Genomic DNA, 23186 nt, shown 5'->3' with positions numbered 1-23186 from the left:
GCGCTGTTCACCGGCGGGTGGCCGGGGCGGCTCGCGCTGCCTGTGACCGCGGCAGAACCGGAGCCCGTCTCGGGCGATGCCGGACACCTTACCTACCTGCAGCCCGGACAGCGGCTCACCCCGGCGGGCGGCGACAGCGTCGCAGAGCGGCACCGAGGCGCTCCGGGCTCTGTCCCGTGTCAGGTCGGCCGGTGATGTCACTTGCTGACGGTGGTGCGTGCCAAGCCCGGAAGCGACGCTCGACGGGCCTGTGCAACGGCGTGCAAGTTTGTGGCTATTGCGGCTAGTTCGGCCTCGGGGAACAGCGGTACAGCGGTACAGCGGTACAGCGGTACAGCGGTACAGCGGTACAGCGGTACAGCGGTACAGCGGTACAGCGGTACAGCGGTACAGCGGTACAGCGGTTAACGCTAAGCCGGTGACTATGGGCTCGGTGCAGGTGGGAGCAGGTCTACCGCAGCTCGGCGTTCGGGTGGGGCTGGGACTGGAGCCGTTCGCGTAGCTCGATCTCCTCGGCGGTGAGCGGCTCTCCGGGCTGGCGGATGCGTACGGGCTTCGGCCGCAGGGGCAGGCCGTCGTCCGCCGCGGCGGCCTCGGCTTCCGCCAGGGCCCGGTAGAGCGAGGCGACCGACGGGGACTTGCCCGCGTTCTTCCCGACCTTGATGGTGAGCTTCTTGGCGATGTCGGGGACGGGGACGCCCTTGTCCTTGAGCGCGACGGCGAAGGTGAGCATGTCGTCGTCGATGACCTTCGGCCGTCCGCCGTGGTTGCCCTTGGACGCGGCGATGACCTGGCCTTCGAGGGTCTTCTCCCGGATGTAGTTGCGCTCGATCTGCCCGGCGACGGCGAGGACGGCGAAGAACATTGCTCCCATGCCGTTGGGGTCGTAGATCCCGGTGAGCGGCCCGGTGAGGAGTTCGAGCTGGATGCCGCCGGCCTGGAGCTCGGCGGACAGCGTCATCAGCTCGGCCGCGTTCCTGGCCAGGCGCTTCAGCTCGTGGACGGTGAGGATGACCGGGGTCTCGGGGGCGGCCTCCTTGAATTGGTGGGCCAGGGCAAGGGCCTTCTCCAGTTCGGGCCGGATCTTCACCCGGGTGCTGATCTGTTCCTTGAAGACCTTGTGGCACTCCGCCCGGTGGAGGGCTTCGAGCTGGCTCGCCAGTTCCTGGCGGGCGGTCGATGTCCTCGCGTACCCGATCCGGACCGGCCGCTCGGTGCGCGGGGCGGGCACGACGGCGAGCGCCGGTTGCTGCTTCCACGTCCGGCCGGGGGCGCGGTCGGCGGGGACGGGGATCTCCAGTTCCTCGCGGAGCGCGGGGACCAGGACGAAGCGCGGGGTGTGGTACTTCGCGGCGGTCTTCCCGCCGCGGGTGCGGCAGGCGGAGCCGGCGGGCGCGTCACAGTTCGGGCAGTCGTGACGTTCTACCGCCAATGCGGCCCGATCGGGCGTGAGATCCATCCGGGAAGTCTCTCAGAAGTGCCTCGCACAACGCGTCGGTTTCGAGAGGACTTTTGCGAGCGGCGACCTGCGGAAACGTGATCACTCCGGGGGCTCTCGCAGAACTCTCACAGATGACCGTTTATGAGAGCCGTCACGGCGGCCGGCGCCCGTGGCTACGCCGCAGGGCCGGCGGGGTCGTCCCTGAGCAGAGGGGCCCACCGCTACAGCGGTGGGCCCCTCTGCTTGTTCCCGGACCGCCCCCTGGGGCTCTCAGGCTCCCGGCACGGTCGGGCCGGTCCGGATCAGTTCTCCTGCCAGCAGGAGCCCGGCTTGGCGGAGGTGGCGTTGAAGCCCAGGTCCGACACGGCCCTGCCCGAGCGGATCTCCCGCTTCCTTCCCTGGTCGTCGAAGAGCGGCCTCTCGTAGAAGCACCATGTCTGGCGGCTCGGGTTCGACACGCTCCGCACGGCCGGCTGAATCACCTGCTCCTCGCTGAAGATGATCTGCCCCTCGCCCTCGTAGGCGGCCTGCGTCCAGGTACAGACTCCGGCGACCTGCGGACAGTCCGGCAGCGTCCTGGCCTGCGCGGACACCGCCGGCAGGACCGTCATCGCGACCGTGGCCAGAGTCACCACGGCCAGGCTTCCCGCTTTGCGCATGAGCTTCATCAGCTTTTCCTTCGCTTGTTCCTGACAGGCCGGAAGAACCCCGGCCCCATCAGGAGCAAACGATCACCAGATGGGCAGGAAGCGGCCCGGGGGACAACTCCACCCCCACGCCTTCATGAACCCGGACAAGGAGGCGGCCGGCACACACTGCTCCGTCCGAAGGGCGAAGCAGACATGGAGGGTTGCAGAAGAAGCTCAGTCCTGCCCGCCCCCGTCGTCGTCCTCGTCCAGCTCGGGCGCGTCGGGGTCACGCAGCGGGCGCAGGGCGCCGGCGGCCGGGGTGGAGGCGGTGAAGCTGTAGCGGCCGAGCAGGTTCAGGTTTCGGTGCTTGAGCGGGGAGAGCCGGGCAATGTCCTCGTCCCGGATCTCATGGCCTTCGGCCTTCAGCTGGGCGACGGCGGCGTCGATGTACTTCGTCGTCCAGAGCACGATGGCGTTGAGGACCAGGCCGAGCGCGCCGAGCTGGTCCTCCATCCCGTCCCGGTACGCCTGGTGGATGGTGCCGCGCTTGCCGTGGCACACGTCCCTCGCGAGCTTGTGGCGGGACTCCTGCACGGTGAGCTGGCGGTTCATCTGACGGCGGTAGGTGTCGTCGACCGGGTCGACCATGCGCAGCAGGTGCTCGGTCTTGGCGATCCGCCCGTACTCGGCGAACGCCTGTCCCAGCGGGGCGGGGTGGCCCTTGCGGCCGAACATCCGCAGCAGGTCGTAGGCGCGGACCTGGTTGGTGACCAGGGATCCCGCGACCCGGAGCATGTCCGGCCACCACGTCTCGATCTTCTTCAGGTTGACCCTGTTGCGCGCGAGCGGCGCCAGCACGCCGTAGGTCCCCGTCTCCATCCCGGGCATCGTCGCCCGCCAGAACCGCTGGTCGTCCAGGTCCTTGAAGCGGGGGCTGAAGTTGTAGCCCAGGATGCGGAAGATCCCGAACACGATGTCGGAGTAGGAGGCGTTGTCGGTGGCCACCATCTCCGGCTTCACCCCGCCGTCCAGGTTCAGCAGTGCGTCCAGGATGTGCAGGGAGTCGCGCGGGGTGCCCGGGACGACCATCTGCCCGATACCCGCGACCTGGTCGTTGACGGCGTTCAGCCAGGTGATGCCGCGCTTGAAGCCGAAGTACTTCGGCGACGGGGCCGAGCTGATGGTCCGCACCGGGACCACGAACCGGAGCCCGTCGACCGAGGCCAGCAGACCGTCACCCCAGTAGGCCACGATCGGCACCTGAGACTGGGCTTCGATCAGAGCTGCGTTCGCTGCGGCGATGGTGTCGGCCCGGAGGTAGAACTGGTCGACGTGGACCAGGCGGGAGCGGGTGAGGGCCTCGTGCGCGGGGTTGGTGACCGGGGTCATGCCGATGTTGCATGCCTCGCTCACCAGCAGCGCGACGACCGAGGTGGTCAGGTCCTTCATCCGAGTGGTGCCGTCCCCGAGGTGCACGAAGGCGTCGAGGAACCCGGTCCAGGAGTGGACCTCGAAGAGCAGGTCCGGCAGGTCGATCTTCGGGAGCATCTTCTCGACGCGCTTGCGCAGCCAGGTCAGGGACTTCGGCTCGCCGAGCGCGCCGAGCTTCGCCACGTTCAGCTTCACCCGGCCGTTCGGCTGGATGTCCAGCGACACCTTCGCGTCGGCGCCGGCCGACTGAAGGCGCTCGGCCATCTGCTTCCAGCCCGCGTCCAGGGCCCGCACCAGCTCCGCCAGGTGCTCGGTGACGGGCATGTCCAGGCTCAGCCCGGCCAGCACGTCCTCGCACACCGCCTCCCACTCCGGCCCGTCCAGGAGGCGGGCCCTCGGGTTGGACCAGCGGTGCGAGGGCGAGGCGAACACGTCGCGGCGCTGAAGGGCGCGGTGCAGCTGCTCCAGCACGCACACCACGTACGCGTCCCGGTCCACCGCCCCCTGCGGCAGACCGGCGTTCGCGTACACCGCCTTGCGCCACGCGGCCGGCACCAGCTTGTCGTCGACCTCGCGCGGCAGCAGCGGCTTGTCCTTCACCCGCCGCCGCGCCAGCGCGGGCAGCCGCTGCACCCCGGCCAGAACCCGCGCGCCGGGGGGCGCCGCCTGGAGGGCCTTCGACTCGCCCAGCAGCGCCAGGAACGGACGCACCGTGTTGTAGCGAGTGGTCAGGGCCGCCCGCATCGCGACGTCCGCGGAGCCCTCGTCCTCGGGCACCAGCGAGACCACCAGCGCGGCCGCGCTCATCACCGCCGCCCGCGGGGCGACCTCCTCGACCGCCGCCCACAGCGCGCCAGCGTCCAAGTCGGTGCCGTGCGTCTCGACCAGCTCCAGCTCCTCGAACAGCACCTTCGCCGCCCGCGCGAGCACCCGTGACGCCTTCTCCAGCTGCGGCAGCGTCGACAGCCGATCCTTCTCCGTCGCCCGCTTCGCCGTGCTGAGCAGCCGGGTCGCCATCAACACCTGGAACAGGTCCAGCGCCTCATCGATCGCCTTCGCCTCCAGGTGCCGCATGACCGCGGTGAGCATCGCGGTGCGCTTGGGCTCCTCGGCCCGCTCCAGACTCGCCGCCTTCGAGCCCAGCCCGTAGCGCGCCAGCGCGGCAAGCCGGTTCGGCGGGACCTGCGACAGCCGCACCCGGCCCAGCTCGAACGCGCTGATCTCATCGACCCGCTCCAGCGACCGGGCGAACGCCGTGCCCGTCGTCCGCGTCGGCGGCCTCCGCAGCCGCTCCAGCTCCGAGAACCGGGCACCCTCCGGCGTCACCAGCGTGGCCACCAGGTCCCCGGGCAGCGCCACGTCCGCGCGCCTGGCCGCCCTGGCGACCGTGGCGTGCAGCCGCTTCTCCGCGACCGTACGGACCTCCGACACCTTCCGGGCCAGCACCGACACCCCCGGCAGCAACACCCGGTGCCGGCGCAGCCAGCCCACCGCCTGGTTGAACAGTGCCACCGGCCCCTCGGCGTGCGTCCACGCCCGGCCGTGCAGGAACGTACGGAACTTCCGCCCCCACTCCGCGTCGTCGTACTCGTGGTACTCATACGCGTCCCGGATCTCCCACGCATGCTCGTACGCCGTCGGCTTGCGCTCGGTGTACTGCTTCACGCAACTGACGTCCTCGATGCCGAGCTGCTCCCCGAGGTACTCCACCACCGCCCACGGAACGTCCAGCGGGTCGTCAGGGAGGAACCGGCCGATGTAGCGCACGGTGCACATCTGAAGGGCGAACCCGAGCCGGTTGTGGTCACCGCGCCGCTTCGCGATCAGCTTGCGGTCCTCGTCGTCGAGGAAGAAGAACCGCTCCAGCTCCGGCCGGGTCGGCTCCTCGTTGAACTTCCCGTACGAAGCCGCCTGCTCGTCGGTCAAGAACTCCACTGGCATGGACCCGAAGCTAACGACGCCCACACCCGGTCAGCGATCTTCCGCCGAACTCCCCTCCCGGGCCGACCGCCTGTGCTAGAAGCCCATGATCACCGGCTTAGCGTTAACCGCTGTACCGCTGTTCCCCGAGGCCGTAGTTACCCCATAGCTTCCTTCTCTGCGTCAGCGCCCGCATCCCAGGTGTTCAGCGGTGTGAGGAGAGGAATCGCGGTGAGGTACGAGGAGTTGCTCGACGAGATGGCCGGCAGCGGGGCCCTCGCCCCGCGGTGGCGACCCGTGTTCGAGAAGGCGCCGCGTCGGCATTTCGTCCCCCCGCAGCTCTGGGGCCAGCGGGACCGCCGCTGGCGCCGCATCGATCAGTGCAGGCATCCTGCACGCTGGTACTCCCTCGTTCACTCCGACGAGAGCGTCGTCACGCAGCTCGACGGCGGCGACCGCGGTGGTCCGGGCCGGGTGACCGCATGCGGCATCCAGCCCAGTACCGTGGCCCGGCAGTTGGCCCACCTCGGTCTGCGCCCTGGCATGCGGGTCCTGGAGATCGGCACCGGATGGACGACCGCCCTGCTCTGCGAGATGACCGGCGACCACAACGTCACCAGCGTGGAGACCAACCAGCAGACCCTCGACATCCACCGTGCACTCCTTGACGCACGGGGCTACCGCCCCGAGATCCTCCGTGCCGACGGCCTCCGCGAGGCAGCCGGCCGTGCCCCGTTCGACCGGATCCTGGTCACCTGCGCCCTGCGTGATGTTCCCTGGGCCTTGATCGGCCGCAGTGGTCCCGGAGGGCTGATCAGCCTGCCGTTCCGTTCATGCGGGCTGATCACCTTAACGGTTGCCGACGACTGCCAGTCAGCCGCCGGCACCTTCCACTCCCCCGCCTTCTTCCCCTGGGCCTACGGCCACCGGCCGGCCGGCCATTTGAGCATCGCCGACGGGGAGAGGCCGCGCACCAGCACCGCCGCCGTCGACCCCGTGCTCCTGACCGGCAGCCACGGTGCCCGCGCATACGTGGGCCTTGTGAAGTCCCCCCTGCGCATGGAGGAGATCGTGCGGGAGGAGTTGTTCGAGCAGGGCACGGTCGACCACGTCCGCCTGCACGACGCCGAAGCGTCCCGAGCGGTGGTCTTCTCCATGGCCCCGCACGTGGTCTACCAATGGGGCCCGCACAGCCTCTGGGACGAGGTCGAGGAGGCGCTGGACCGCTGGCGAAAGCACGGGAGCCCCGGCCTGCCCGATCTCGGCCTCGAAATCACCCGGACCGGGCTTCGCGCGGTCAACCACCGCGCCCCAGGCGACAGCTGGCCACTGTCCGTACCCGCAGTCCCGGCCGCCTCCCCGCGACCACGGGCATCGTCGCGAAGCACACGCGGGCAGGCACTGAGAACCTCTCGTCGCGGATGACAGGAACTCCCGGTCCGGCCGACGGGCCCGGACGACTGCTATGCCCGTTCGCACGGATCACAAGGAAGGTGGCGGAGATTCCCGTGCACCTGGCCGGGCCGTGTGCAAGCTCGTGCAAGTTCCGTGCGTCGACGGTGCCTTCGGTGCCAAGCTGCTGAGGAGAGATCGTCGGCTTCGAACGAGGAGGACCAGATGGCCCTGCGGATGCTCGGCAAGGACCCAGAGAGCAAGTCGGGCGGCTCACCTACGATTTACCTCGACGAGGCCAAGGACTCCTATCTGGTCCAGGGGCTGAAGGTCGCCGACCAGGAGCGGTTGAGCCAGCTCGACCTTCCCGCACACGAGGATGTTGTGGAGATTCCCCGTCGGATGGTCCAGTTCTTCCAGGAGATGCGAGGGGATGCCGGTGCCGACGTTTGAGGAGCTGCTGGCCTCGGCCAAGGTCTCGGCCGTGCACCTGGAGATGCGCGACGGCTACATGCCCTCCGACCCGGCGTTCGCCGCTTGGAAGCAGGGCGCGCTGACCGACCCGGTGGGTGATGACGCCGGCTTCCAGGACTGGCTGCGGTGGGTGGCCGACGCCACCGGCCGCGGCGTCGAGATCCGTCGTGCCCGGGTGGTCTCCGTGCCTGAGTCGGACAACATCCGCTTCGAGCACTACGTGTCGGACGCCAACGTGAAGGCCGGCGAGAACATCCGCTGGCTGCCCCGCCGCCGCGCCACCGGCATCCCGCTGCCCGGCAACGACTTCTGGGTGTTCGACAACGAACTGGTCCTGGTCCTGCACTTCGACGGCGACGGCGAGCCGGCCCCCGACTGGATGGAACTCACCCGGGACGAGAGCGTCCTCGGCCTGTGCACGAGTGCGTTCGAGGCCGTGTGGGAGCGGGCGGTCCCCCACGCTCAGTACCAGCCGACCGTGTGACGAGGTAGCGACAAGAACTGTGGGAGAGTCCCCTTCCTCCGCCGTCCAGGAAGCCCGTGCTGCCCTGGGCGGCCGGCTGTGCCGGATCCGCAAGGCGGGGGGCTTCAAGACGGCACGGGCCTTCGCGGCCCGTGCCGGATGGAGCGAGTCCAAGGTCTCCCGCATCGAACGCGGCCTCACCCAGCCTTCCGAAGGCGACCTGGGCCAGTACGCCGAACTGTGCGGGGCGCCGAAGGAACTGGCCGATCTCCTCGCCTCCGCGCAGAACATCGAGGAGATGTACGTCGAGTGGCGGCGCCTCAAGGGTGAGGGGCTGCGTCCGGTTCAGGAAGCGCACGTGCCGCTGTACGAGGGCACCCGCCACTTCCGCGTCTACGAGCCCGGGGTCATCCCCGGCCTGCTGCAGACGCCCGACTACGCCCGCGTGATGATGGGCCGCATCATCCGGTACTGGGGAATCCCGGACGACACCGAGGACGCCGTCGAGGTCCGCATGGGCCGCCAGCGGGTCCTGCGGGACGCGAACCGGCAGTTCGGCATCCTGCTGGAAGAGGCCGCGCTGCGCGCCCGGTTCGGGGACGCGGAGGTCATGGCGCCTCAGCTCGGCCACCTCCTGACCGTCTCCGTCCTCCAGCAGGTCAGCCTCGGCATCATCCCCATGACAGCGGACCGCACCATGTGGCCGCTGGAGGGATTCTGGATCTTCGATGACGACCGGGTCATCATCGAGCTGGCCACCGCGCAGGTCACCATCAAGCAGCCCAGCGAAGTCGCCATGTACAGCCGCATGTTCGCTGACCTCGCCGACCTCGCCTGCTACGGCAAAGCCGCTCGCGCACTGATCACCGAGGCCGTCGACGCCCTGGAATGAATCCGTGCAAGCACGTGGCAATTTGTTGAGACCCGGCCGCCGGATTGCCGATGCTGTCCTCACCTCTGACGGACACGACGAACCGGTGGTGACGCGTGACCATCCCCAAGAACTCTCCCCGCTGCACCGACACGACGGCCGTGAGCATCTCCCCGACACCGATTGCGGCCCTTCACGGCAGCGGCTTCGCCGGCCCGGGTGACTGTGCTGCCGCACGCGCTCTCACGGTGCACGGGTTCCAGGACCGCCGGTGAGCCGGCTCGCGGCGGTGCCCTGCTCCGTGATCATGCAACCGACCACACAGTGCCAGCCGCTGGACTGCACCTACTGCTACCTGCCCTTCCGAAAGCTCCGGCACCTCATGCCGCAGGCCGTGGCAGACACTGTCGCGGCAGCGGTCAACGTCTGGGCAGCAGCCGACTCCCGGTTCGAGGTCGTATGGCACGGCGGCGAACCCCTGGCCGCCGGCCGCGATCACCTGGCGGCGCTCATGGCCCCCTTCCAAGGCGCCAAGCACACGGTGCAGACCAACGCCGTTCTCCTCGACGACGCCTGGTGCGCCTTCCTCAAGGAACGGGACGTCGGTGTGGGCATCAGCATCGACGGCCCTCCGTCCATGAACACCCACCGCGTCACCCGCGCCGGGCATCCCGCGTTCCGGCTGATCATGCGGGGCGTCGAACGGCTGCGACGCCACGGCATCCCGTACTCCGCCATCGCCGTCGTCTCCGACCCCGACCCGGCCAGCGCGCAGGAGTTCTACGACTTCTTCGTGGGGCTCGGCTGCCGCTCGCTGGGGGTCAACATCGAAGAGCACGAAGGCGTCAACACCACCGCCGGCAGCCCGCCGGCACGGGCGACGGAATTCTGGGAAGCCCTCACCTGCGCGTGGCGCGCCCACCCTGTACTGGAAGTGCGGGAGATCAGCCGTGTGCTCGGGTTCGCCCGCACCGTGCTGGATGGCGGTACTGCCCCACTGCCGGCGGAGCAGGTGTGGGATCCACTGCCCACCGTCGCCTACGACGGAGGCGTGGTCCTCCTCTCCCCCGAGCTGGCCGGCTTCCACGACACACGGCTCGGGGACTTCACCACCGGCAACGTCCTGGACACCGGCCTGGCCGTGCTGCTGGAGCAGGCCGAGGAACGCACCCCGTGGCTGGCGGAGTTCTGGCGCGGCATCGACGCCTGCCGGGCCACCTGCCCGTACGTCGCCTTCTGCGGCGGCGCCCACCCCGCCAACCGCTACTTCGAGCACGACGGGCGGATGGACGGTACCCGCACCCGCTACTGCACCGCCTCGAAGATCGCTCTATTCGAAGGAGTCACCCGCCATGCCGATACCTTCGCCCACAGCCACTGACCGCATATACGCCTCGGCCGACGCCCTCCGGGTGCTGATCGACCTGACCCCAGCCCACCCCCATCTCGGGCTCGACTCCGAGTTCGACAACCGGTCGACCTGGGACAACACCACGTCGACCTTCGACAACCGTCCCACCTGGGACAACTGGAACAAGAAACGCTAAGCAGCGTCGCCGGGCGGGCCGCACCTGCGCGGCCCGCCCGCCCACCACCATTGGAGACCTACGCGTGCAGACCCGTACCTTCGGCCGCCTTCAGCTCACCCTGCCCGCGCTGGACGAGCCCGGCTTGTACCTGTCCAACGTGACGAGCCTGGAGTCGGGCCGCGGCCACGTCCAGGACTTCCAGTACACCGATGCCGGCCTGCGTGCCCTCGACCTCGCCGACACCCAGCTGATCACCGGCCGTATCACCAGCCTGCGCGCCTCCCGCGTCCAGCTGCAGTCCGTGAACCTCCACGCTGTGGAGTTCGACAGCTGCGACCTCGGCTCCGTCCAGTGGAGCGAGAGCAAGCTGAGCCGTGCCGTGTTCCGCAACTGCAAGATCATGGGCGCCGACCTCGATGGCCTGGCCCTGGACGACGTGCTGTTCGAGAACTGCAAACTCGACTACACCGCCTTCTCCCGGATCCGAGCGGCAGGTCCCGTCGTCTTCACCGGCTGTTCCCTGGCCGAGGCGTCCTTCACCGGCTGCGACCTCAGCGACACCGTCATCCGCGAATGCTCCCTGCGCGAGACCGAGTTCCGCGCCGGCCGCTACCACGATCTGGACCTGCGCGACACCGACCTCTCCACGGTGCGCGGGATCACCCACCTCAAAGGGATCACCATCAACCGCGGCCAGCAGCCGCAACTGACCCAGGCCCTGCTGACCGAACTCGCGGTCACCTACGGCGACGGCATCGACTGACACCCGGAGGCGCCATGCCGCTGAACATCGCCCTCACCGACCTTGCCGCCTTACAAGCCCGCTGCCAGATAGCCAACGTCCGCACGACGTGCCGCGAACCGCGATACGAAAAGCAGGCGGCCGTCCCTTCCCGCGGGTGGCGTCCCCTGCCCGCAGCCATCGGCAGGCAGCTGGCGGCCGAGCCCGGCAGCGCGAGCAGGACACTCGTGGAAATCGTGAAGCCGCCCCCACCCGCCGGCCCCGACGCACTGCCGGACTACGGGGCCGAGCTGGGCGGCTCGGACACCACCTACCTCGGCCAGGCCCACAGCAAGCCTGGATCCCTGACCACCACCGGCAACCCCGCGAACGGTCAACTCCTCGGCCTGCACCTGGACAACTGGGACCGGCTGCCCTACGACGCCAAGGACACCGGCCGACGACGACTGTGCCTCAACCTCGGCCCCGGCACCCGCTACCTCATCCTGTGCCTGACGAACGCAAAAGCCCTCTGCCGCGCCGTCCATCCCCACGGCTACACCAGCCGCTACCCACACACCGACGATCTCCGCGCCTTCATCACCGCCGGCCGCCAACTGCCCTGCATCCGCATCCGCCTCGACCCCGGCGACGGCTACATCGCCCCGACCGAATACCTTCCCCACGACGGCTCCACCGAGCACCAGAACGAACGCTCCAGCGCCGTCTTCTGGCTCGGACACTGGCCCGCCAGTGCCCTCCCGTCACTGATCTGACAGGGACACCAAATCAGGAGTCCTGATTTCACAGGATATTCCATCGGCGTGACACATCGCCATCACACAGACCCTCAATTCGTTGCATAACCTCGCCTTCACTTGCCGGTGCCTGCGGGATTTTTCGAGCATTCGTTGTAATCATACGCAGTTCTCGAATCTCCATAAGCACCGAATATCCAGACCAGGCCGTAACGTCAAAGCCATACACTGTGGAAAATTCTCGATAATGGCTTTCTTTGTAACCGAAACGCCTGCAATGAATTTCGAGGGTCACCAAATCCCACTCAGGCTGCCCTACAGCCACAGTGTCCCAGTCACACAAAACTGCACCGTGAACGTCATCGAGCAAAGCATTTCGGTGCTGGGGGTCACCTTGCACTACAGAGGCTGCGAGGGCGTACTCAACCTCACCGAGGTCTTGCTCCAGCCGGTCTACGCGATGAATAAGGAAACGCTTAGTAGCTTCCGACAGAGCGACGATGCTGTCTATGGACGCCCGAATGGCCGTCACGTTATCCAATTCAGGCATTGCGAACGGCGGGAGCGGCAGGGAATGAAGTTCATGCAGGGGCTTGGCGATTTCGGCCGCAGTGATGAGGCGCGACGGCTGCGGGAGATAAGTCCAATAGGTCACGGCGTGACCGAAGATATCGATCGGCTGCTCGATTGGGTGTAGGGGGACTGTGGGGAATCCACGCTTCATGAGCCACTTCACATAAGCGGCCGTGCGCTGCACTTCCGCGAAATCGGTGCCCCGTCGGGCGATCTTGACGACAATCGGGGCGGACGCCAGAAGGACCACAGCGTTCGTGTGGCCACGCAAGAGCTGGGCGCCTGTCGGGTCCAGGTCGACAGCGGAGCAGGCCCGGTCGAGGACGTGCTGCAGTTCGGCGTTCTCGAACCCGCCGTGCAGCGGTGCAAGTGCAGTCATAGCCGCAGCGTGACTGATGAGCAGCACAACTGTCACGTGAGGGCTGCTGGCAGCTCCAAGAGTTCACGGAGATCTTTGGCAGCAGGCGTCGATGCGTTCGCGCCCGGCAGCTGGTCGATGACGCGCCGGGCTCTTGCCCCGAGGATGGGTGTGCGGTGCGCTTCTGGTACGCGCATGTAAGTTGTTGATGCCAGCTGGCATGCCTCCGTGGCGCTGCGGTCGTGCGCCAGGCACAGGGCAGCCTCCAGATGCAGCAGCGCGGGGTCGATGCCGGTGTGCGAGGGGTACAGGGCAAGCGCCTCTTCCTGCACACGGCGCGCCTGCGAGGTGCGCCCCATGGCCGTGAAAACTCCACTGAGGTAAAGCAGGAACCGGCGCCGCGGGAATGCGAAGGCATCCTCGTTCGCATCAGCCGGCAGCCGATCGAAGAGGACTTGCGCTTCGCGTACACGCTCGTCTGCGCCCGCCCTGTTCCCTTGCTGCGCCAGAGCGCGGGCCTCCGCTACCGCAGCGAATACCGCGGTTGGTGAGGGCTTGCTCCGAGTCATTATCCGTGCATCACGAGCAAGCGAGACAGCCGACTCCAACGGACCGTAGTAGTAAGGCAACATAGCGGCCTGTGCCCTCACACGAGCCTGAAGGTCTCGGTTGCCGCTCTCGTCGGACGCATGCCGGGCCGTGCTGTACCAAGTGCGCGACCGGTGCAGGTCCCCCAACTTCATCAGCGAGTCAGCAATCAGGGTGGCGAGTACGGTCGTCAATTCGGCCAGCTTTACCTGTACGGAGGCTGGCTGCCGTTCCTGAGAGAATGCCTCCACTTCCTTCAGATCGTAGAGAAGTTGCTCAAGCATCGAGACCGGCGGACGGTGAACGTATTCGGTTCGGTCCAGCAGGACCCTCTCCTCCAACAAGTCCAACTGCCCCATGCTGATGCTCCCGGCACCCAGGCTTCGATCAACAGAACGCCGCGTGGCATCGATCAAATCAGTGAAATGATCGCTGCCTTGCCGGCCCGGTTTGATCGTGACGGTTCCAGCAGGTTTAGCTACCGGCAGCATGGTGCCTTCTTGAACGGGCATCAAGCCCAGTTCGTACGGATCGCTATCGTAGAGCTGACACAACATAGCTATTGCCGGCGTCTTAGGCGACCGTACCTTTGTCTCCCACTGCCGCAGCTGCTCAGCGGCTGCTGACAAACTTGTGACACGACTTCCTTCAAGTCCCCTTAAGGTCTCGGCTGCCTGCCCGAGCGTCAAGCCGCGTACGAGTCGGTGGGCTCGCAGTCGGCTTACGGAGCAGCACTCGTGGATTGCGACCGCAGTTTGCGGCAGAGACCACTTCAAGGAATCTGCCTGGGCTCGAATGCGGCGTACGCATGAAGCTCCGTGTGTGTTTGGTCCAGTAACCATCACAGCTCCTCCCCGCAAAAGCTATAGCACATCCCCAATTCCAACGGTTCCGTTGGATTAACCTCCGCAGCTCCAGGGCAAGGCGGGGCCTGCGTTGCATCCAACGCAGGCGTTGGTTGAGGGCACGCACCAGCCTAGCCACGATTGTTCGCACGGATCCTGACGATCCGCAGATTCGGCTGACGGCCCGATGGGAGGAATCGCGATGCTCGCTCCGCCCAAGTGCCTGGCTGTTCCCTTTGCGAACACCGCCCCAGCTTGCGCCGGGACGGCCGCCGCGCTGGAGGTGCGCTCGGGGCAGCCGAAGACTCCCGCCCACAGGGGAGTACGACCCCGCACCTACTTCTACGCGGGCGACACCGATCCCCTCACCAACCTCGGCGCCGCCCATCGGAGCTGTGCTCCTCACCGCCGTGCAGTTCCCGGCACCGAGACGGATGAAGAGGCCACGATGATCACTGAGAAGAGCAGCCGCGTTCCGGCGGTGCTGTACATCTGCGCAACCACAGACCGGTCCAGCACGGTCGGGGCCGACCGTGCCGCCGGGGAGGGCCGCGAGTTCGCGCTCGACAAAGGTCTGCGGATCGTGGACACGGTGACCGACCTGTACGGCGAGCCGGTCCCGTCGAAGCGGCCCGGTTGGGTGCGGGTCCGTGAGATGGCGGAGCGCGGTGAGATCGGCGTGGTGATCGTGCGCTGGCCGACCGCCTTGAGCCCGGTCCGCGCGATGCGCGACCCGGAGCTGGAGCATCTTGGGCGGCACGGTGTGCAGGTCCTCTACACCTGGGCTCCTTTGGCGTCGCCGATCGTCGGCGGTGCGTCCCGATGACCCCTGCTGCTGCCCTTGTGCCGACGGGCGCCGGTTCGGCGATGATCCGCTCTTTCGAGAGGTGCTTCCTCGCCGACGCGTCCCGCATCGGCGAGATGCGCCGGACGACCGCGGCCCATTTACGAGCGTGGGGTGTCCAGGACGCGGTGCGGATCGATGACGTCGTGCTGGTGGTGTCCGAGCTGGTCGCCAACGGCATCCAACATGGCCGCGGCCCCATCACGTTACGAGTGGCGCACATCGACGGCAGGGTGCGCGTCGAAGTAACGGACGCGCGGCCGGTGCCGGCGGCGCTGCGCGTCGCGGGCGACGGTGACGTGTCGGGCCGGGGGCTGTTCATCGTCGAAGCCCTGACCCACGCCTGGGGTACATCCAACAACGGCACGGTGACGTGGGCCCTCCTCGACTTCGACGACGCTGAAGAGGGGGCGTGATGGCCGCCATCGACCAGGCAGTCGCCGCCGAGCTGCTGAGCCGGCCGGTCTCCACGGAGAACGAGACACTGTGCCGGCTCGTGCCTGCCCTGGGGCGCTCGCTGGCACGCGACGGGTTCGGAGACGACCTCTACGACACGCTGCACGAGGTCGTCTCCGATCAATCGGCCCCCTCGGACAACGGTCTCCCCGCCCGCCTTGCCCGCCTCGCGCTGCCTGTAGCGCGCCGACGGCCGAAGCCACGGAACACGGCGGCCCCGCCACCGGCCGACATCGCGCGGATCGTCGACCGGTTCGGCCGGGCAACGAAGCAGTTGCTGTACGTCGTGCCGCACCGCATCACGCCGTACCCGGTCCGCGAGGTGCAACTGCTACTCGACCTGCGCGACGAACGCCCAGATCCGGCGCAGACCGTTGTGCACCTGCGCCGCTGGGCCCTCGCCATCATGACGATCCTCGACCTGATGGGCGACGACCCCTGACACCACCGCCCAACCCCCGGGCACTCGCCCCGGGCCCCGTGCGCCCTTCGCCGGGCCGGCCGCCCCGCACCCCTCCCCGAGAGGGCCGTGCCGCTCGGCGAAGGGCCGCCAGCACCACGGCATTCCACACCAACTCGCCTATTCACCAAGGGATACGACTATGGCGGTTCACCTGACCAGGCCGGAGAAAGCCGTCCTTGTGGGAACGGCCCACGGGCTCCCCCTGGAAACGATCGCGCGCCAGCACGCGATGAGGGTGGTCACCGTCCAGGGGTATCTGCGGCTCGCGAAGGGGAAGTTCGGGTCGCGCGACCTGACAGACGCCGCGGTCGTCTACCGCGCCTACCTGTGCGGCATCCTCCGGGACTCGTCGGCACGAGCCGCCCTGCACCACCACCTCGCCTCTTGGCAGATCACCTTGCTTGAGCTGACCGCCCGGGGGACGAGCCCCAGGGAGATCGCGCACCGGTCCGGCATCCCGATCGCCACCGTGGAAGCGGACCTCAACGCACTGTGCGCCGCACTCGGGGCACGGAACGCGGCTCACCTCATCACCCGCACATGGCAACTCCGTCTCCTCGCCCGACGCAGGCCACGGCCGCACGCCGCCCTCCCGCCTGGCCACCGCACCGCGGCGTAACCCGCCCGTTCACCCGAGAGGATCCCGCCTCCGCCATGTGTGTCCACGAGCCCCCTTGCCCATCCGCCGACGCCCCCGACAGGGACGCCGCGCGCTCCGTGGCGCGCCACCCGGAACAGGGGTGGACCAGGTTGTGCAACGGCGTAGTCCAGTTCGACGACGAGGCCGGTGAGCTTCTGTCGAGCGGCCAGGTCATCGCCCCAGGTGCCCCGACAAGGCTGCTGGCGGGAGGCGCCGCGTGACCACCGTCAGCACGCTTGTCCCGAGCAGGGAAGAAGCACGCGTCGCCCGCGAGCTGTGTGCCCGATCGGGCCCTGGGAAGCAACTCCGGCTCATCGCCCGCTGCACCATCCACTACGCCCCGTAACCGAATTACAGGAGAACGTCTGTATGCCTCATCCCGCCCCGCCACTGGACGGTGCCCCGCCCCCAGGACGGCTCGTCGCCACCGTCGCGCTGCGCAACGCCCGCAGGCGCCGCGGGCAGCTGCTCAAAGACGTCCCCAAACTTCTGGCAGGCACGCCACCGCACGCTGCGAGCCCGCCCACGCGTCCGGCCGCACTCCTCGACCCCGACGGCTCTGCTGCCCGAGCGCACCGCGAACCGGCCATCTCCATCTCGACGGTGTCCCGGATGGAGCGAGGGACATACCCGCTGGAGCCGGCCGTCATCCGCCAGTTGCTGTTGAACAGGTACGGCGTAGGCGCTGAGGAGGCGCGCGCCGTGCTGCATCTGCTGGGCCACGAGGACGCCGAGTGGAGCGTCGACACGGTGCACGACGCCGGTCCGGGCTGGTACGAGCGGCTGGCGGCCTGCGAGCGTGTGGCCACCGCCATCCGCTGGTACGACGTGACGTGCGTCCCCCGCATCCTCCAGACCCCGGCATACAACGCCGCGCTGCTGTGGATGGACCCCGAGATCGCCGACCACAACCGGGCCCTGCCCCCGGAGCACGCCGAGCGTGTGACAGCACTGCTCGACTACATGATCCTCGAACGCCCCATCGGGGGACCGGTGGTGATGGCGGAACAACTGCGCCATCTCCTCGATCTCGAGGTTCAGGGTGCCCGACTGCGGATCGTGCCGAACGGTGGCCCGCCCGTGTGGGAGTGGGGCCAGATCAGCGAGATGGCCGTCTACGGGCAGCTCCTGTACGCCATGGAGGCCATCCGGGTGACGTACTGCACCGGCCCGGACGCCGGGGGCCTGCGCGCCGCCGTCCTCGACACGGTGGAGGCCGCCGCACTGTCCGAGGACGAGAGCCTGCACCAGATCCGTACCGCCGCCCAGAAGTTCGAGGACCAGACGGCCGGCACCGCCGCGGAGGCGGGCCGGTGAAATACAACTCCAGCACGTGCGACCTCTGCACCACCTTGCGGAAGAAGGAGGCCCAGGCAGGGCGCCGGCGCGACTACGCAGAAGTCGGCCGGCTGTACCGCGAGCGCGCCGCCCACGCCGACGACGCGAGCGCGATCCTGCTGCGCCGCAAGGACGACGCCATCACGATGTACCGCCAGGGCGCGACGTTCGGCGCGATGGCCAGTGAACTGCACGCCTCGACGGAGCGGATCCGACTCCAGCTCCGGGAATGGGGCGAGCCGTCCCGCCCTGCTCAATCCCGGCGCAAGGAACTGCCGCGCGAGGCAGACACGCTGTACGCGGAAGGCGCCACCTACGCAGAACTCGGGCACCGGTACGGAATGAGCGATTCCACGGTACGCCAGCGGCTCCGAGAGCGAAGCATCCACAGCCGCCCTCGCGGCAGGGCTCCGAAGCCCGACCACGAAAGCAGCCTCCAGGACGCCCCCCCAACGCCCGGACCTGGCGCTGCTTCAGCCGCGCCCTGCCTTCCTCATCACCCTCTGAACGGACCGGAGTTCCGATGCCGAAGAGGCCCACCGCCGATCCACAGCCCCAGCCCACCATCGTGGATTCGGGCACAGCCGCTGACGCCTTGGATCAGGAGCTGGCCGCCGCCGGGTTCAAAGTACGCACTACACGTAGCCCTGACGGCACCATCACGCTGAGCCTTGACAGGTACGACGCGCAGAACCTCGCGCACGTGATTCAACAGGGCGTGGAGCGGTATTACCGGGTGGCGGAAGCGCTGCGCGAGGCCCTGCACGAGCATGGCATCGAGATCGACCCCGGTGTGCTCGAAGGGCGCTTCGTCCTCGGCAAGATCACTATCCCGCAGGTGGATGCCTTGGCCCTTGCCCTGGGCGCCCCGCCGCAGCCCGGCCTGGATCCATGCCCCGACGCCCCGGGGGCCGAGATCGCGTGCCAACGCCTCGCAGACGCGAGCGTGAACGCGATCGGCCATCGCATTGTCGGTGACCTGCATCTGTACTGCCGCACGTGCGACGACGATCCCACCCTCGACGTGCTCCCCCTGACCTTTGACACCGCACGCCGGCTTACCAAGGCGCTGAAGCGTGCGCGGCAGCAGCCCAGCAACTGACCCAGGAGAAAGCACTCGCCCCTATCCGCCCACCAGCCGCACCGCAGATGTACACGGCGAAGCGCCCGCCGGAACCCGACCGCAGGTCCTCGGCCTCCTCGGCGGCTGGCGCCGGTCCCCGCCTATTGGTGAAGCCCACCGTCTGGCGCGGGATGTGGGCCGCCTCGTACGCCGGCGCCGCCCGCAAGCCGGTCGTCGGGAGTGTCCCGTGGTGACCCCAACCGATCCCCTTCTGACCCAACAGCAACAGGAGTTACCAGTGGAGACCAACCCACCCGAGAAGCAGGTACCTCGACACATCGGGATCGTCCACAGCCTGGCGCTGGGCCGTTCCCCTGTGGAGATCAGTATCGACCTCGGAATATCTCAGAAGGCGTTGGAAGGACGCGTGCAGCGCCTGTGCGAGCGCTACCAGGTGCGTGACAGGGCCACCCTCGTGCTCGCCGCCCACAGGCACGGCCACATGAACTCCAAAGGCGCCGGCCCCCGGCGCAACGTCCACGAGGACGACGTATCCCACCTGCGTCTGGCCGCCGATGGCGCCAGCATCAGCGACATCGCCGCGGAACTTCAGCTCTCCATCGCCGTAGTCCAGGCGAGGCGAGCGCGGCTGTTGCGGCGTATGGAAGCCGAGAACATGCTGCACGCCGTCCACCTCGGCTGCTGCTGGGGCTACCTCACATGAGCCTCAAACCGATCGCGCTATTCGTCACTGACGGAGAGGGCATTCCAGGCCCGGAGGAGAAGAAGTCCCCGGTGCTGGCGGTGGTGCTGTTCGTCGCCTGCCTCGCCGTTCTGGGCCACGCTTCCGTCCAGAGCCCGGCGCACCCGCACGGCGCCGCGACGAAGCCCCCGTCCCGCCCTCACAGCACCCCAACTCCCCTCCACCACCCCGGGCCTATCCGCGTGACAGGACGCCTGGGCTGACCCCCTCTCCGATCCGGCCGGCCGCCCGCCACCCGAACTGTGAAGGACGCCATGCGCCCCGACCCGCAGCTCCTCCTGGACGTGCCCGTGCTCACCGCGCACCAGCAGCTCGTGGGAGAAGACCAGCAGTGGTTCGCCAAAACGGCCTCCGCGGCCTACCTCGGCGGCCACTCCATCCGCGCCGTGGCCCGGCACAGCAGACGGTCCTACACCGCCGTGCGAAACGACCTCGTCAGCGTCGGCACACGCCTACGGGCGAAGAGCCACAGATTCCGCCCAGACCGGCCCGCCGCCCCTCTGCGGTAGCAGACCCGCGCCGCGCGAGCAGGGCGCCGCCCCACAACTGCAAACCACAGCCGCTCTCGCCCCACTACCGGCACCCGGTGAGCCGCCGCCCGCGGCCACCGGCGCGCCGGCGAACACCGCCCCGTACCGCCCTTTGAAAGGAATTCCTATGAAGCTCCCGCACCTGCTGGCGACCACCGCGGTCGGCATCGGCGCCGCCCACCTCGCCCACCTGGTAGTGCAGCACCGCCAGCAGATGACCATGGCCAACGCCGAGATGCACCAGCAGTTCCTCATGTCGGTGGCCGCCTCCCCGGCCCAGCTCGAACTTTGGAAGCCCGCCGATATGGAAGCGGACGAGTTCGCCAAGGTCGTCCTGGCCAACCAGCAGATCTCCCTCCTGTCCGCGAAACACCGCGTGGGCCTGCTGAAGCCCAAGCGCCTTCGGGTCGTGGCGGACAAGCTGATGACGCGTCCCATGGTGCGCACGTACTGGGAGCGGTACGCCGGCCACCGCGCCCAGGAAGCCGACCGCACCGAAACCCGCTCCAACACGCTCCTCGCCCGCGCCTACGACGCTGCGACGTCGCACTGATCAGCGCACCACGCCGCTGACAACCAGCCGGCCGGGGCCGCACGACCAGCAGGCGCACGGCCCCGGCACCGAACACCACCAGGAAGGAACACCCCTTGAACGACATCGCGCCCGGTCCCGATGTGGTCCGCGTCGGCTCCTGGAACATGGACCATGACGGCCTCGCACGCAATGGCGACGATCGCCGCTGGACCACGGGTATGCAGGTGCTGGCGCCCCTCGGGCTCCACGTCCTGCTGCGCCAGGAGAAGACCCGAGCCCATGCACACGGCGCCGAACGAATGTGGGCAGAGGCAGCCGTACTCGGCGGTGAGGGACCGACGTTCATCCCCTTCCTCCCCAAGGCCACCCACGAGTCCGCCAGCCCCACCTGCGTCTACGTCGACCCCCTCACGTTCGCCCCCGTCAAGGAGCCCGAGCACGGCACGGACATGACGCACCCGATCAGCACCCCGGTCGTACGGCTCAAGGGCGCCCCCCGGAACCTCACCCTCGGCAGCATCCACTTGTCGTCCTCATGCCCTGACCGCCGCGCGAGTGAGTCCCGGTACGTGACCAAACTCGCCGACGAGGCGCTGGTCGGCGGCGATTGGAACTCCCCCGAGGGCTGGCCGAACCCGCGTGTCACTCCGACCGACTGGCGCGAGGTCAAGGACACCCGGCATTTCCAGCACCGCACCATCGACGGCGTGTCCGACACCCGGCCGGACGAAATCCTCTCCGGCAGGCGCGACGGACACCCGCCCATCTACGAGGAGCTGGGCCGGTACGCCGCTCAGAAACTGGGCCAGCCCCAGGCCCTGGAACCCACGGCCTCACTGTGGCGCACGGATCAAGGCCCGATGCAGCGCATCGACCGGATCTACGCGACGCCGCGGTTGGCTCCCGCGCTGCTCAGCCTGGAGGTGATCGCCACCCAAGCCGTACGCGAGGCGAGTGATCATGCCCTGGTCGTCGCCACGTTCAGCCTGGCCCGGCTCCGCGACGCCCTCGGCGCCTAACCAACGGACGCCAGTTCCGGCTTCTTCCGGCCGCCGCCACGCACACCGCGGTACCCGGGAGGCATGACCGGCACCACACCCCCGGTGCCCGGCGCTGCTGGCCCGGCCCGCCACTACCTGCTTGGTATCGGGCCGGGCCAGCAGCAGAGATGGAGTCGATCACCGACCGGCTGGGCCGGTGATGAGCTTTCACCACCGGCCCAGCACCCCCTCTTCGCGCCCGTCTCACTGCCTGACCGCTCCTCCAGAGCCGGGGCCCGTACCCACGGTCCGGGCCCCTCAGAACCCAAGGAACGTCCATGTCCCAAGGCACCAACAGCGTCATGGCGACCGATCACCTGGCCTGGCTCGCTGGCGGCAGCCACATCCGGCTCGTACGCAGCGGTGCCGGCCTGTGGCGGGCCAGCGCAGGAGTCGGCGGCCTGGACCTCGCATGCGTCGCGGGCACCGAGGACAGCAAACCGATGGTGATCACCACCGACACCTCCGACCTGCCGGCCAGCGTGCCCGCCGCGCTCCGTGAACCCCTCCAGCGCAAACTCGGTGTTGTTCACCGTCTGGCCAACCCGTGGCTGTGGGACGCGCTCACCGCCGCGATCCTGCGCCGGGTGGTCCGGCCCCCGCAGGCGCGCTTCCTCTACCGCCGGTGGTGCCTGAAGCACGGCACCACGCTCGACTCCGTGTACGGGAATCCAGCCGTCGTGCCGGGCCCCGAGCGGGTCCTGGAGCTGACCGACGCGGAGTTCGTGACGGCCGGCGCCAAGCTCCACCGCAAAGCCCTGCAGGCCGCGGCCACCGCATACCTCGCCGACGCCGAGGTATGGGCGTCCCTGGAAGCCAACAAACTGGTCACCGCGCTCACCAGCATCCACGGCGTCGGGCCCTGGTCGGCATCCGCAGCCGCGGCCGACTTCACCGGCGACTACTCCGTCTACCCGCACGCCGACGTCGCCGTCCGGAGCTGGGCGCACATCATCGCCCCGCACGAGCCGTGGCCCGACAGCGACAAGAAGTTCGAAGAGCGCTGGCTGCGACTGGCCGGCCCCGGCTCCGGAGCCGTGCACACCCTCACCCTCACCACGCTGACCTGGGGATCCCACGCCCTGCTCCCCACGAAGAAGTAACTGGCCTCATGTCGCTGTCATCACCCCGAAACCCTGCCCGCCAGCCCATGCCACGGGCTACCCGGCAAGCCGACCACAGCGGCGAGCTCCGACCGTGCCTCCTACGAATCGGCCCTCTCACGCACCTCGTTGATCCACCGGACCGCCAAGCGAACGCTGCCAGACAGTGACTCCCTGGTTCGGCTCGGCAACGGCAACTCGCCTGCTCTGGAAGCAGAGACAGGTCTCTAGAGAATGGAAGGCGTTCACGATGAGCGAATCAGACGAAGGTGTCCCTCGGCCGCAGCGGGCCTTAGAGGAGCTAACACAATGCTTGGACTCGTCTGTAGGTGATCACGCAGCAGGCGAGTTTGAGGAATGCCTCGTGGATGTCGTCTCGGATGTCCCAGCGGATCCGTAGTCGTCTGAAGCCGTGGAT

At 68.4% G+C, this 23186-nt stretch carries 25 protein-coding genes and 1 pseudogene; 20 read left to right on the top strand and 6 right to left on the bottom strand.

Annotation, left to right across the window (positions count from 1 at the left end; translation table 11 throughout):
• Nucleotides 1-451: 451 nt before the first annotated feature.
• The 3 genes from LIU39_RS32340 to LIU39_RS32330 all read right to left on the bottom strand — a co-directional run bounded on the left by LIU39_RS32340 (nt 452) and on the right by LIU39_RS32330 (nt 5442).
• A complete protein-coding gene (locus LIU39_RS32340; protein ID WP_227050518.1) occupies nt 452-1459 on the bottom strand; it encodes a recombinase family protein in 1008 nt (335 codons plus the stop codon).
• Nucleotides 1460-1743: 284 nt separating this feature from the next.
• The gene (locus LIU39_RS32335) at nt 1744-2109 is read right to left on the bottom strand and encodes a peptidase inhibitor family I36 protein (protein ID WP_227050517.1); all 366 of its coding nucleotides are present in this window, start codon (nt 2107-2109) and stop codon (nt 1744-1746) included.
• Nucleotides 2110-2304: 195 nt separating this feature from the next.
• Nucleotides 2305-5442, bottom strand: a complete 3138-nt coding sequence (locus tag LIU39_RS32330; protein ID WP_227050516.1) for a Tn3 family transposase — start codon at nt 5440-5442, stop codon at nt 2305-2307.
• Nucleotides 5443-5652: 210 nt separating this feature from the next.
• Here LIU39_RS32330 and LIU39_RS32325 point away from each other — a divergent pair, with 210 nt between their 5' ends.
• From LIU39_RS32325 to LIU39_RS32290, 8 genes are all read left to right on the top strand, one after another.
• On the top strand, nt 5653-6846 hold the full coding sequence (locus LIU39_RS32325; protein WP_227050515.1) for a methyltransferase domain-containing protein: 1194 nt from the start codon (nt 5653-5655) through the stop codon (nt 6844-6846).
• A gap of 192 nt (nt 6847-7038) precedes the next feature.
• Nucleotides 7039-7266, top strand: a complete 228-nt coding sequence (locus LIU39_RS32320; protein WP_227050514.1) for a hypothetical protein — start codon at nt 7039-7041, stop codon at nt 7264-7266.
• Nucleotides 7247-7771, top strand: coding sequence for a DUF6879 family protein (locus LIU39_RS32315; protein WP_227050513.1), 525 nt, complete (start codon nt 7247-7249; stop codon nt 7769-7771). Before LIU39_RS32320 ends, LIU39_RS32315 begins: the two co-directional genes overlap by 20 nt.
• A 19-nt stretch (nt 7772-7790) precedes the next feature.
• Nucleotides 7791-8642: a helix-turn-helix domain-containing protein gene (locus LIU39_RS32310; RefSeq protein ID WP_227050512.1), complete on the top strand. Its 852-nt coding sequence runs from the start codon at nt 7791-7793 to the stop codon at nt 8640-8642.
• A 286-nt stretch (nt 8643-8928) separates the two neighbouring features.
• Nucleotides 8929-10002, top strand: coding sequence for a radical SAM protein (locus tag LIU39_RS32305; protein WP_227050511.1), 1074 nt, complete (start codon nt 8929-8931; stop codon nt 10000-10002).
• A complete protein-coding gene (amcA, locus tag LIU39_RS32300; protein WP_227050510.1) occupies nt 9974-10168 on the top strand; it encodes a multiple cyclophane-containing RiPP AmcA in 195 nt (64 codons plus the stop codon). Before LIU39_RS32305 ends, amcA begins: the two co-directional genes overlap by 29 nt.
• A gap of 64 nt (nt 10169-10232) precedes the next feature.
• On the top strand, nt 10233-10913 hold the full coding sequence (locus LIU39_RS32295) for a pentapeptide repeat-containing protein (RefSeq protein WP_227050509.1): 681 nt from the start codon (nt 10233-10235) through the stop codon (nt 10911-10913).
• 14 nt (nt 10914-10927) lie between these two features.
• Nucleotides 10928-11647 carry a hypothetical protein gene (locus LIU39_RS32290; RefSeq protein WP_227050508.1) on the top strand — a complete coding sequence of 240 codons (720 nt, stop codon included), beginning with the start codon at nt 10928-10930 and terminating at the stop codon, nt 11645-11647.
• Between the two features lie 28 nt (nt 11648-11675).
• Here LIU39_RS32290 and LIU39_RS32285 read toward each other — a convergent pair whose 3' ends face one another.
• Both LIU39_RS32285 and LIU39_RS32280 read right to left on the bottom strand, forming a co-directional pair.
• A complete protein-coding gene (locus tag LIU39_RS32285; protein WP_227050507.1) occupies nt 11676-12581 on the bottom strand; it encodes a phosphotransferase in 906 nt (301 codons plus the stop codon).
• Nucleotides 12582-12613: 32 nt separating this feature from the next.
• Nucleotides 12614-13990 (bottom strand): NsdA family TPR-like regulatory protein, encoded by a 1377-nt coding sequence (locus LIU39_RS32280; protein WP_505016430.1) that lies wholly within the window; start codon nt 13988-13990, stop codon nt 12614-12616.
• Between the two features lie 451 nt (nt 13991-14441).
• Here LIU39_RS32280 and LIU39_RS32275 point away from each other — a divergent pair, with 451 nt between their 5' ends.
• The 12 genes from LIU39_RS32275 to LIU39_RS32220 all read left to right on the top strand — a co-directional run bounded on the left by LIU39_RS32275 (nt 14442) and on the right by LIU39_RS32220 (nt 22768).
• The gene (locus LIU39_RS32275; RefSeq protein WP_227050505.1) at nt 14442-14819 is read left to right on the top strand and encodes a recombinase family protein; all 378 of its coding nucleotides are present in this window, start codon (nt 14442-14444) and stop codon (nt 14817-14819) included.
• On the top strand, nt 14816-15253 hold the full coding sequence (locus LIU39_RS32270) for an ATP-binding protein (RefSeq protein ID WP_227050504.1): 438 nt from the start codon (nt 14816-14818) through the stop codon (nt 15251-15253). Before LIU39_RS32275 ends, LIU39_RS32270 begins: the two co-directional genes overlap by 4 nt.
• Nucleotides 15253-15735 carry a hypothetical protein gene (locus tag LIU39_RS32265; RefSeq protein WP_227050503.1) on the top strand — a complete coding sequence of 161 codons (483 nt, stop codon included), beginning with the start codon at nt 15253-15255 and terminating at the stop codon, nt 15733-15735. The genes LIU39_RS32270 and LIU39_RS32265 overlap by 1 nt, the downstream gene beginning before the upstream one ends.
• Nucleotides 15736-15895: 160 nt before the next feature.
• Nucleotides 15896-16375, top strand: a complete 480-nt coding sequence (locus tag LIU39_RS32260) for a helix-turn-helix domain-containing protein (protein WP_227050502.1) — start codon at nt 15896-15898, stop codon at nt 16373-16375.
• Between the two features lie 35 nt (nt 16376-16410).
• The gene (locus LIU39_RS32255; RefSeq protein WP_227050501.1) at nt 16411-16617 is read left to right on the top strand and encodes a DUF5999 family protein; all 207 of its coding nucleotides are present in this window, start codon (nt 16411-16413) and stop codon (nt 16615-16617) included.
• A gap of 148 nt (nt 16618-16765) precedes the next feature.
• On the top strand, nt 16766-17713 hold the full coding sequence (locus LIU39_RS32250) for a Scr1 family TA system antitoxin-like transcriptional regulator (protein WP_227050500.1): 948 nt from the start codon (nt 16766-16768) through the stop codon (nt 17711-17713).
• 544 nt (nt 17714-18257) lie between these two features.
• Nucleotides 18258-18836, top strand: a complete 579-nt coding sequence (locus LIU39_RS32245) for a hypothetical protein (protein ID WP_227050499.1) — start codon at nt 18258-18260, stop codon at nt 18834-18836.
• 259 nt (nt 18837-19095) lie between these two features.
• Complete coding sequence (locus LIU39_RS35385; RefSeq protein WP_227050498.1) at nt 19096-19521, top strand: LuxR C-terminal-related transcriptional regulator; 426 nt, start codon at nt 19096-19098, stop codon at nt 19519-19521.
• 293 nt (nt 19522-19814) lie between these two features.
• Nucleotides 19815-20069 carry a helix-turn-helix domain-containing protein gene (locus LIU39_RS32235; protein ID WP_227050497.1) on the top strand — a complete coding sequence of 85 codons (255 nt, stop codon included), beginning with the start codon at nt 19815-19817 and terminating at the stop codon, nt 20067-20069.
• Between the two features lie 148 nt (nt 20070-20217).
• Nucleotides 20218-20643 (top strand): DUF6082 family protein, encoded by a 426-nt coding sequence (locus LIU39_RS32230; protein WP_227050496.1) that lies wholly within the window; start codon nt 20218-20220, stop codon nt 20641-20643.
• 95 nt (nt 20644-20738) lie between these two features.
• Nucleotides 20739-21644, top strand: a complete 906-nt coding sequence (locus LIU39_RS32225) for an endonuclease/exonuclease/phosphatase family protein (protein ID WP_227050495.1) — start codon at nt 20739-20741, stop codon at nt 21642-21644.
• Between the two features lie 299 nt (nt 21645-21943).
• The gene (locus tag LIU39_RS32220; protein ID WP_227050494.1) at nt 21944-22768 is read left to right on the top strand and encodes a DNA glycosylase family protein; all 825 of its coding nucleotides are present in this window, start codon (nt 21944-21946) and stop codon (nt 22766-22768) included.
• 301 nt (nt 22769-23069) lie between these two features.
• Here LIU39_RS32220 and LIU39_RS32215 read toward each other — a convergent pair.
• Nucleotides 23070-23186, bottom strand: a pseudogene (locus LIU39_RS32215) (IS5/IS1182 family transposase); the annotation flags it as partial.

It is taken from the genome of Streptomyces pinistramenti, from assembly GCF_020564935.1.
GTDB classification, from domain to species: domain Bacteria; phylum Actinomycetota; class Actinomycetes; order Streptomycetales; family Streptomycetaceae; genus Streptomyces; species Streptomyces pinistramenti.
Note: the sequence above shows the minus strand (reverse complement) of the source record. Positions and strands in the feature narration are given on the sequence as shown.

Coding starts and splice junctions, on each gene's coding strand:
- LIU39_RS32265 (WP_227050503.1), top strand. CDS start 15,253: ATGGCCGCCATCGACCAGGCAGTCGCCGCCGAGCTGCTGAGCCGGCCG.
- LIU39_RS32285 (WP_227050507.1), bottom strand. CDS start 12,581: ATGACTGCACTTGCACCGCTGCACGGCGGGTTCGAGAACGCCGAACTG.
- LIU39_RS32305 (WP_227050511.1), top strand. CDS start 8,929: ATGCAACCGACCACACAGTGCCAGCCGCTGGACTGCACCTACTGCTAC.
- LIU39_RS32320 (WP_227050514.1), top strand. CDS start 7,039: ATGGCCCTGCGGATGCTCGGCAAGGACCCAGAGAGCAAGTCGGGCGGC.
- LIU39_RS32260 (WP_227050502.1), top strand. CDS start 15,896: ATGGCGGTTCACCTGACCAGGCCGGAGAAAGCCGTCCTTGTGGGAACG.
- LIU39_RS32245 (WP_227050499.1), top strand. CDS start 18,258: ATGCCGAAGAGGCCCACCGCCGATCCACAGCCCCAGCCCACCATCGTG.
- LIU39_RS32330 (WP_227050516.1), bottom strand. CDS start 5,442: ATGCCAGTGGAGTTCTTGACCGACGAGCAGGCGGCTTCGTACGGGAAG.
- LIU39_RS32315 (WP_227050513.1), top strand. CDS start 7,247: ATGCCGGTGCCGACGTTTGAGGAGCTGCTGGCCTCGGCCAAGGTCTCG.
- LIU39_RS32235 (WP_227050497.1), top strand. CDS start 19,815: ATGCGCCCCGACCCGCAGCTCCTCCTGGACGTGCCCGTGCTCACCGCG.
- LIU39_RS32280 (WP_505016430.1), bottom strand. CDS start 13,990: ATGGTTACTGGACCAAACACACACGGAGCTTCATGCGTACGCCGCATT.
- amcA (WP_227050510.1), top strand. CDS start 9,974: ATGCCGATACCTTCGCCCACAGCCACTGACCGCATATACGCCTCGGCC.
- LIU39_RS32290 (WP_227050508.1), top strand. CDS start 10,928: ATGCCGCTGAACATCGCCCTCACCGACCTTGCCGCCTTACAAGCCCGC.
- LIU39_RS32340 (WP_227050518.1), bottom strand. CDS start 1,459: ATGGATCTCACGCCCGATCGGGCCGCATTGGCGGTAGAACGTCACGAC.
- LIU39_RS32230 (WP_227050496.1), top strand. CDS start 20,218: ATGAAGCTCCCGCACCTGCTGGCGACCACCGCGGTCGGCATCGGCGCC.
- LIU39_RS32220 (WP_227050494.1), top strand. CDS start 21,944: ATGTCCCAAGGCACCAACAGCGTCATGGCGACCGATCACCTGGCCTGG.
- LIU39_RS32250 (WP_227050500.1), top strand. CDS start 16,766: ATGCCTCATCCCGCCCCGCCACTGGACGGTGCCCCGCCCCCAGGACGG.
- LIU39_RS32275 (WP_227050505.1), top strand. CDS start 14,442: ATGATCACTGAGAAGAGCAGCCGCGTTCCGGCGGTGCTGTACATCTGC.
- LIU39_RS32270 (WP_227050504.1), top strand. CDS start 14,816: ATGACCCCTGCTGCTGCCCTTGTGCCGACGGGCGCCGGTTCGGCGATG.
- LIU39_RS32255 (WP_227050501.1), top strand. CDS start 16,411: ATGTGTGTCCACGAGCCCCCTTGCCCATCCGCCGACGCCCCCGACAGG.
- LIU39_RS32335 (WP_227050517.1), bottom strand. CDS start 2,109: ATGAAGCTCATGCGCAAAGCGGGAAGCCTGGCCGTGGTGACTCTGGCC.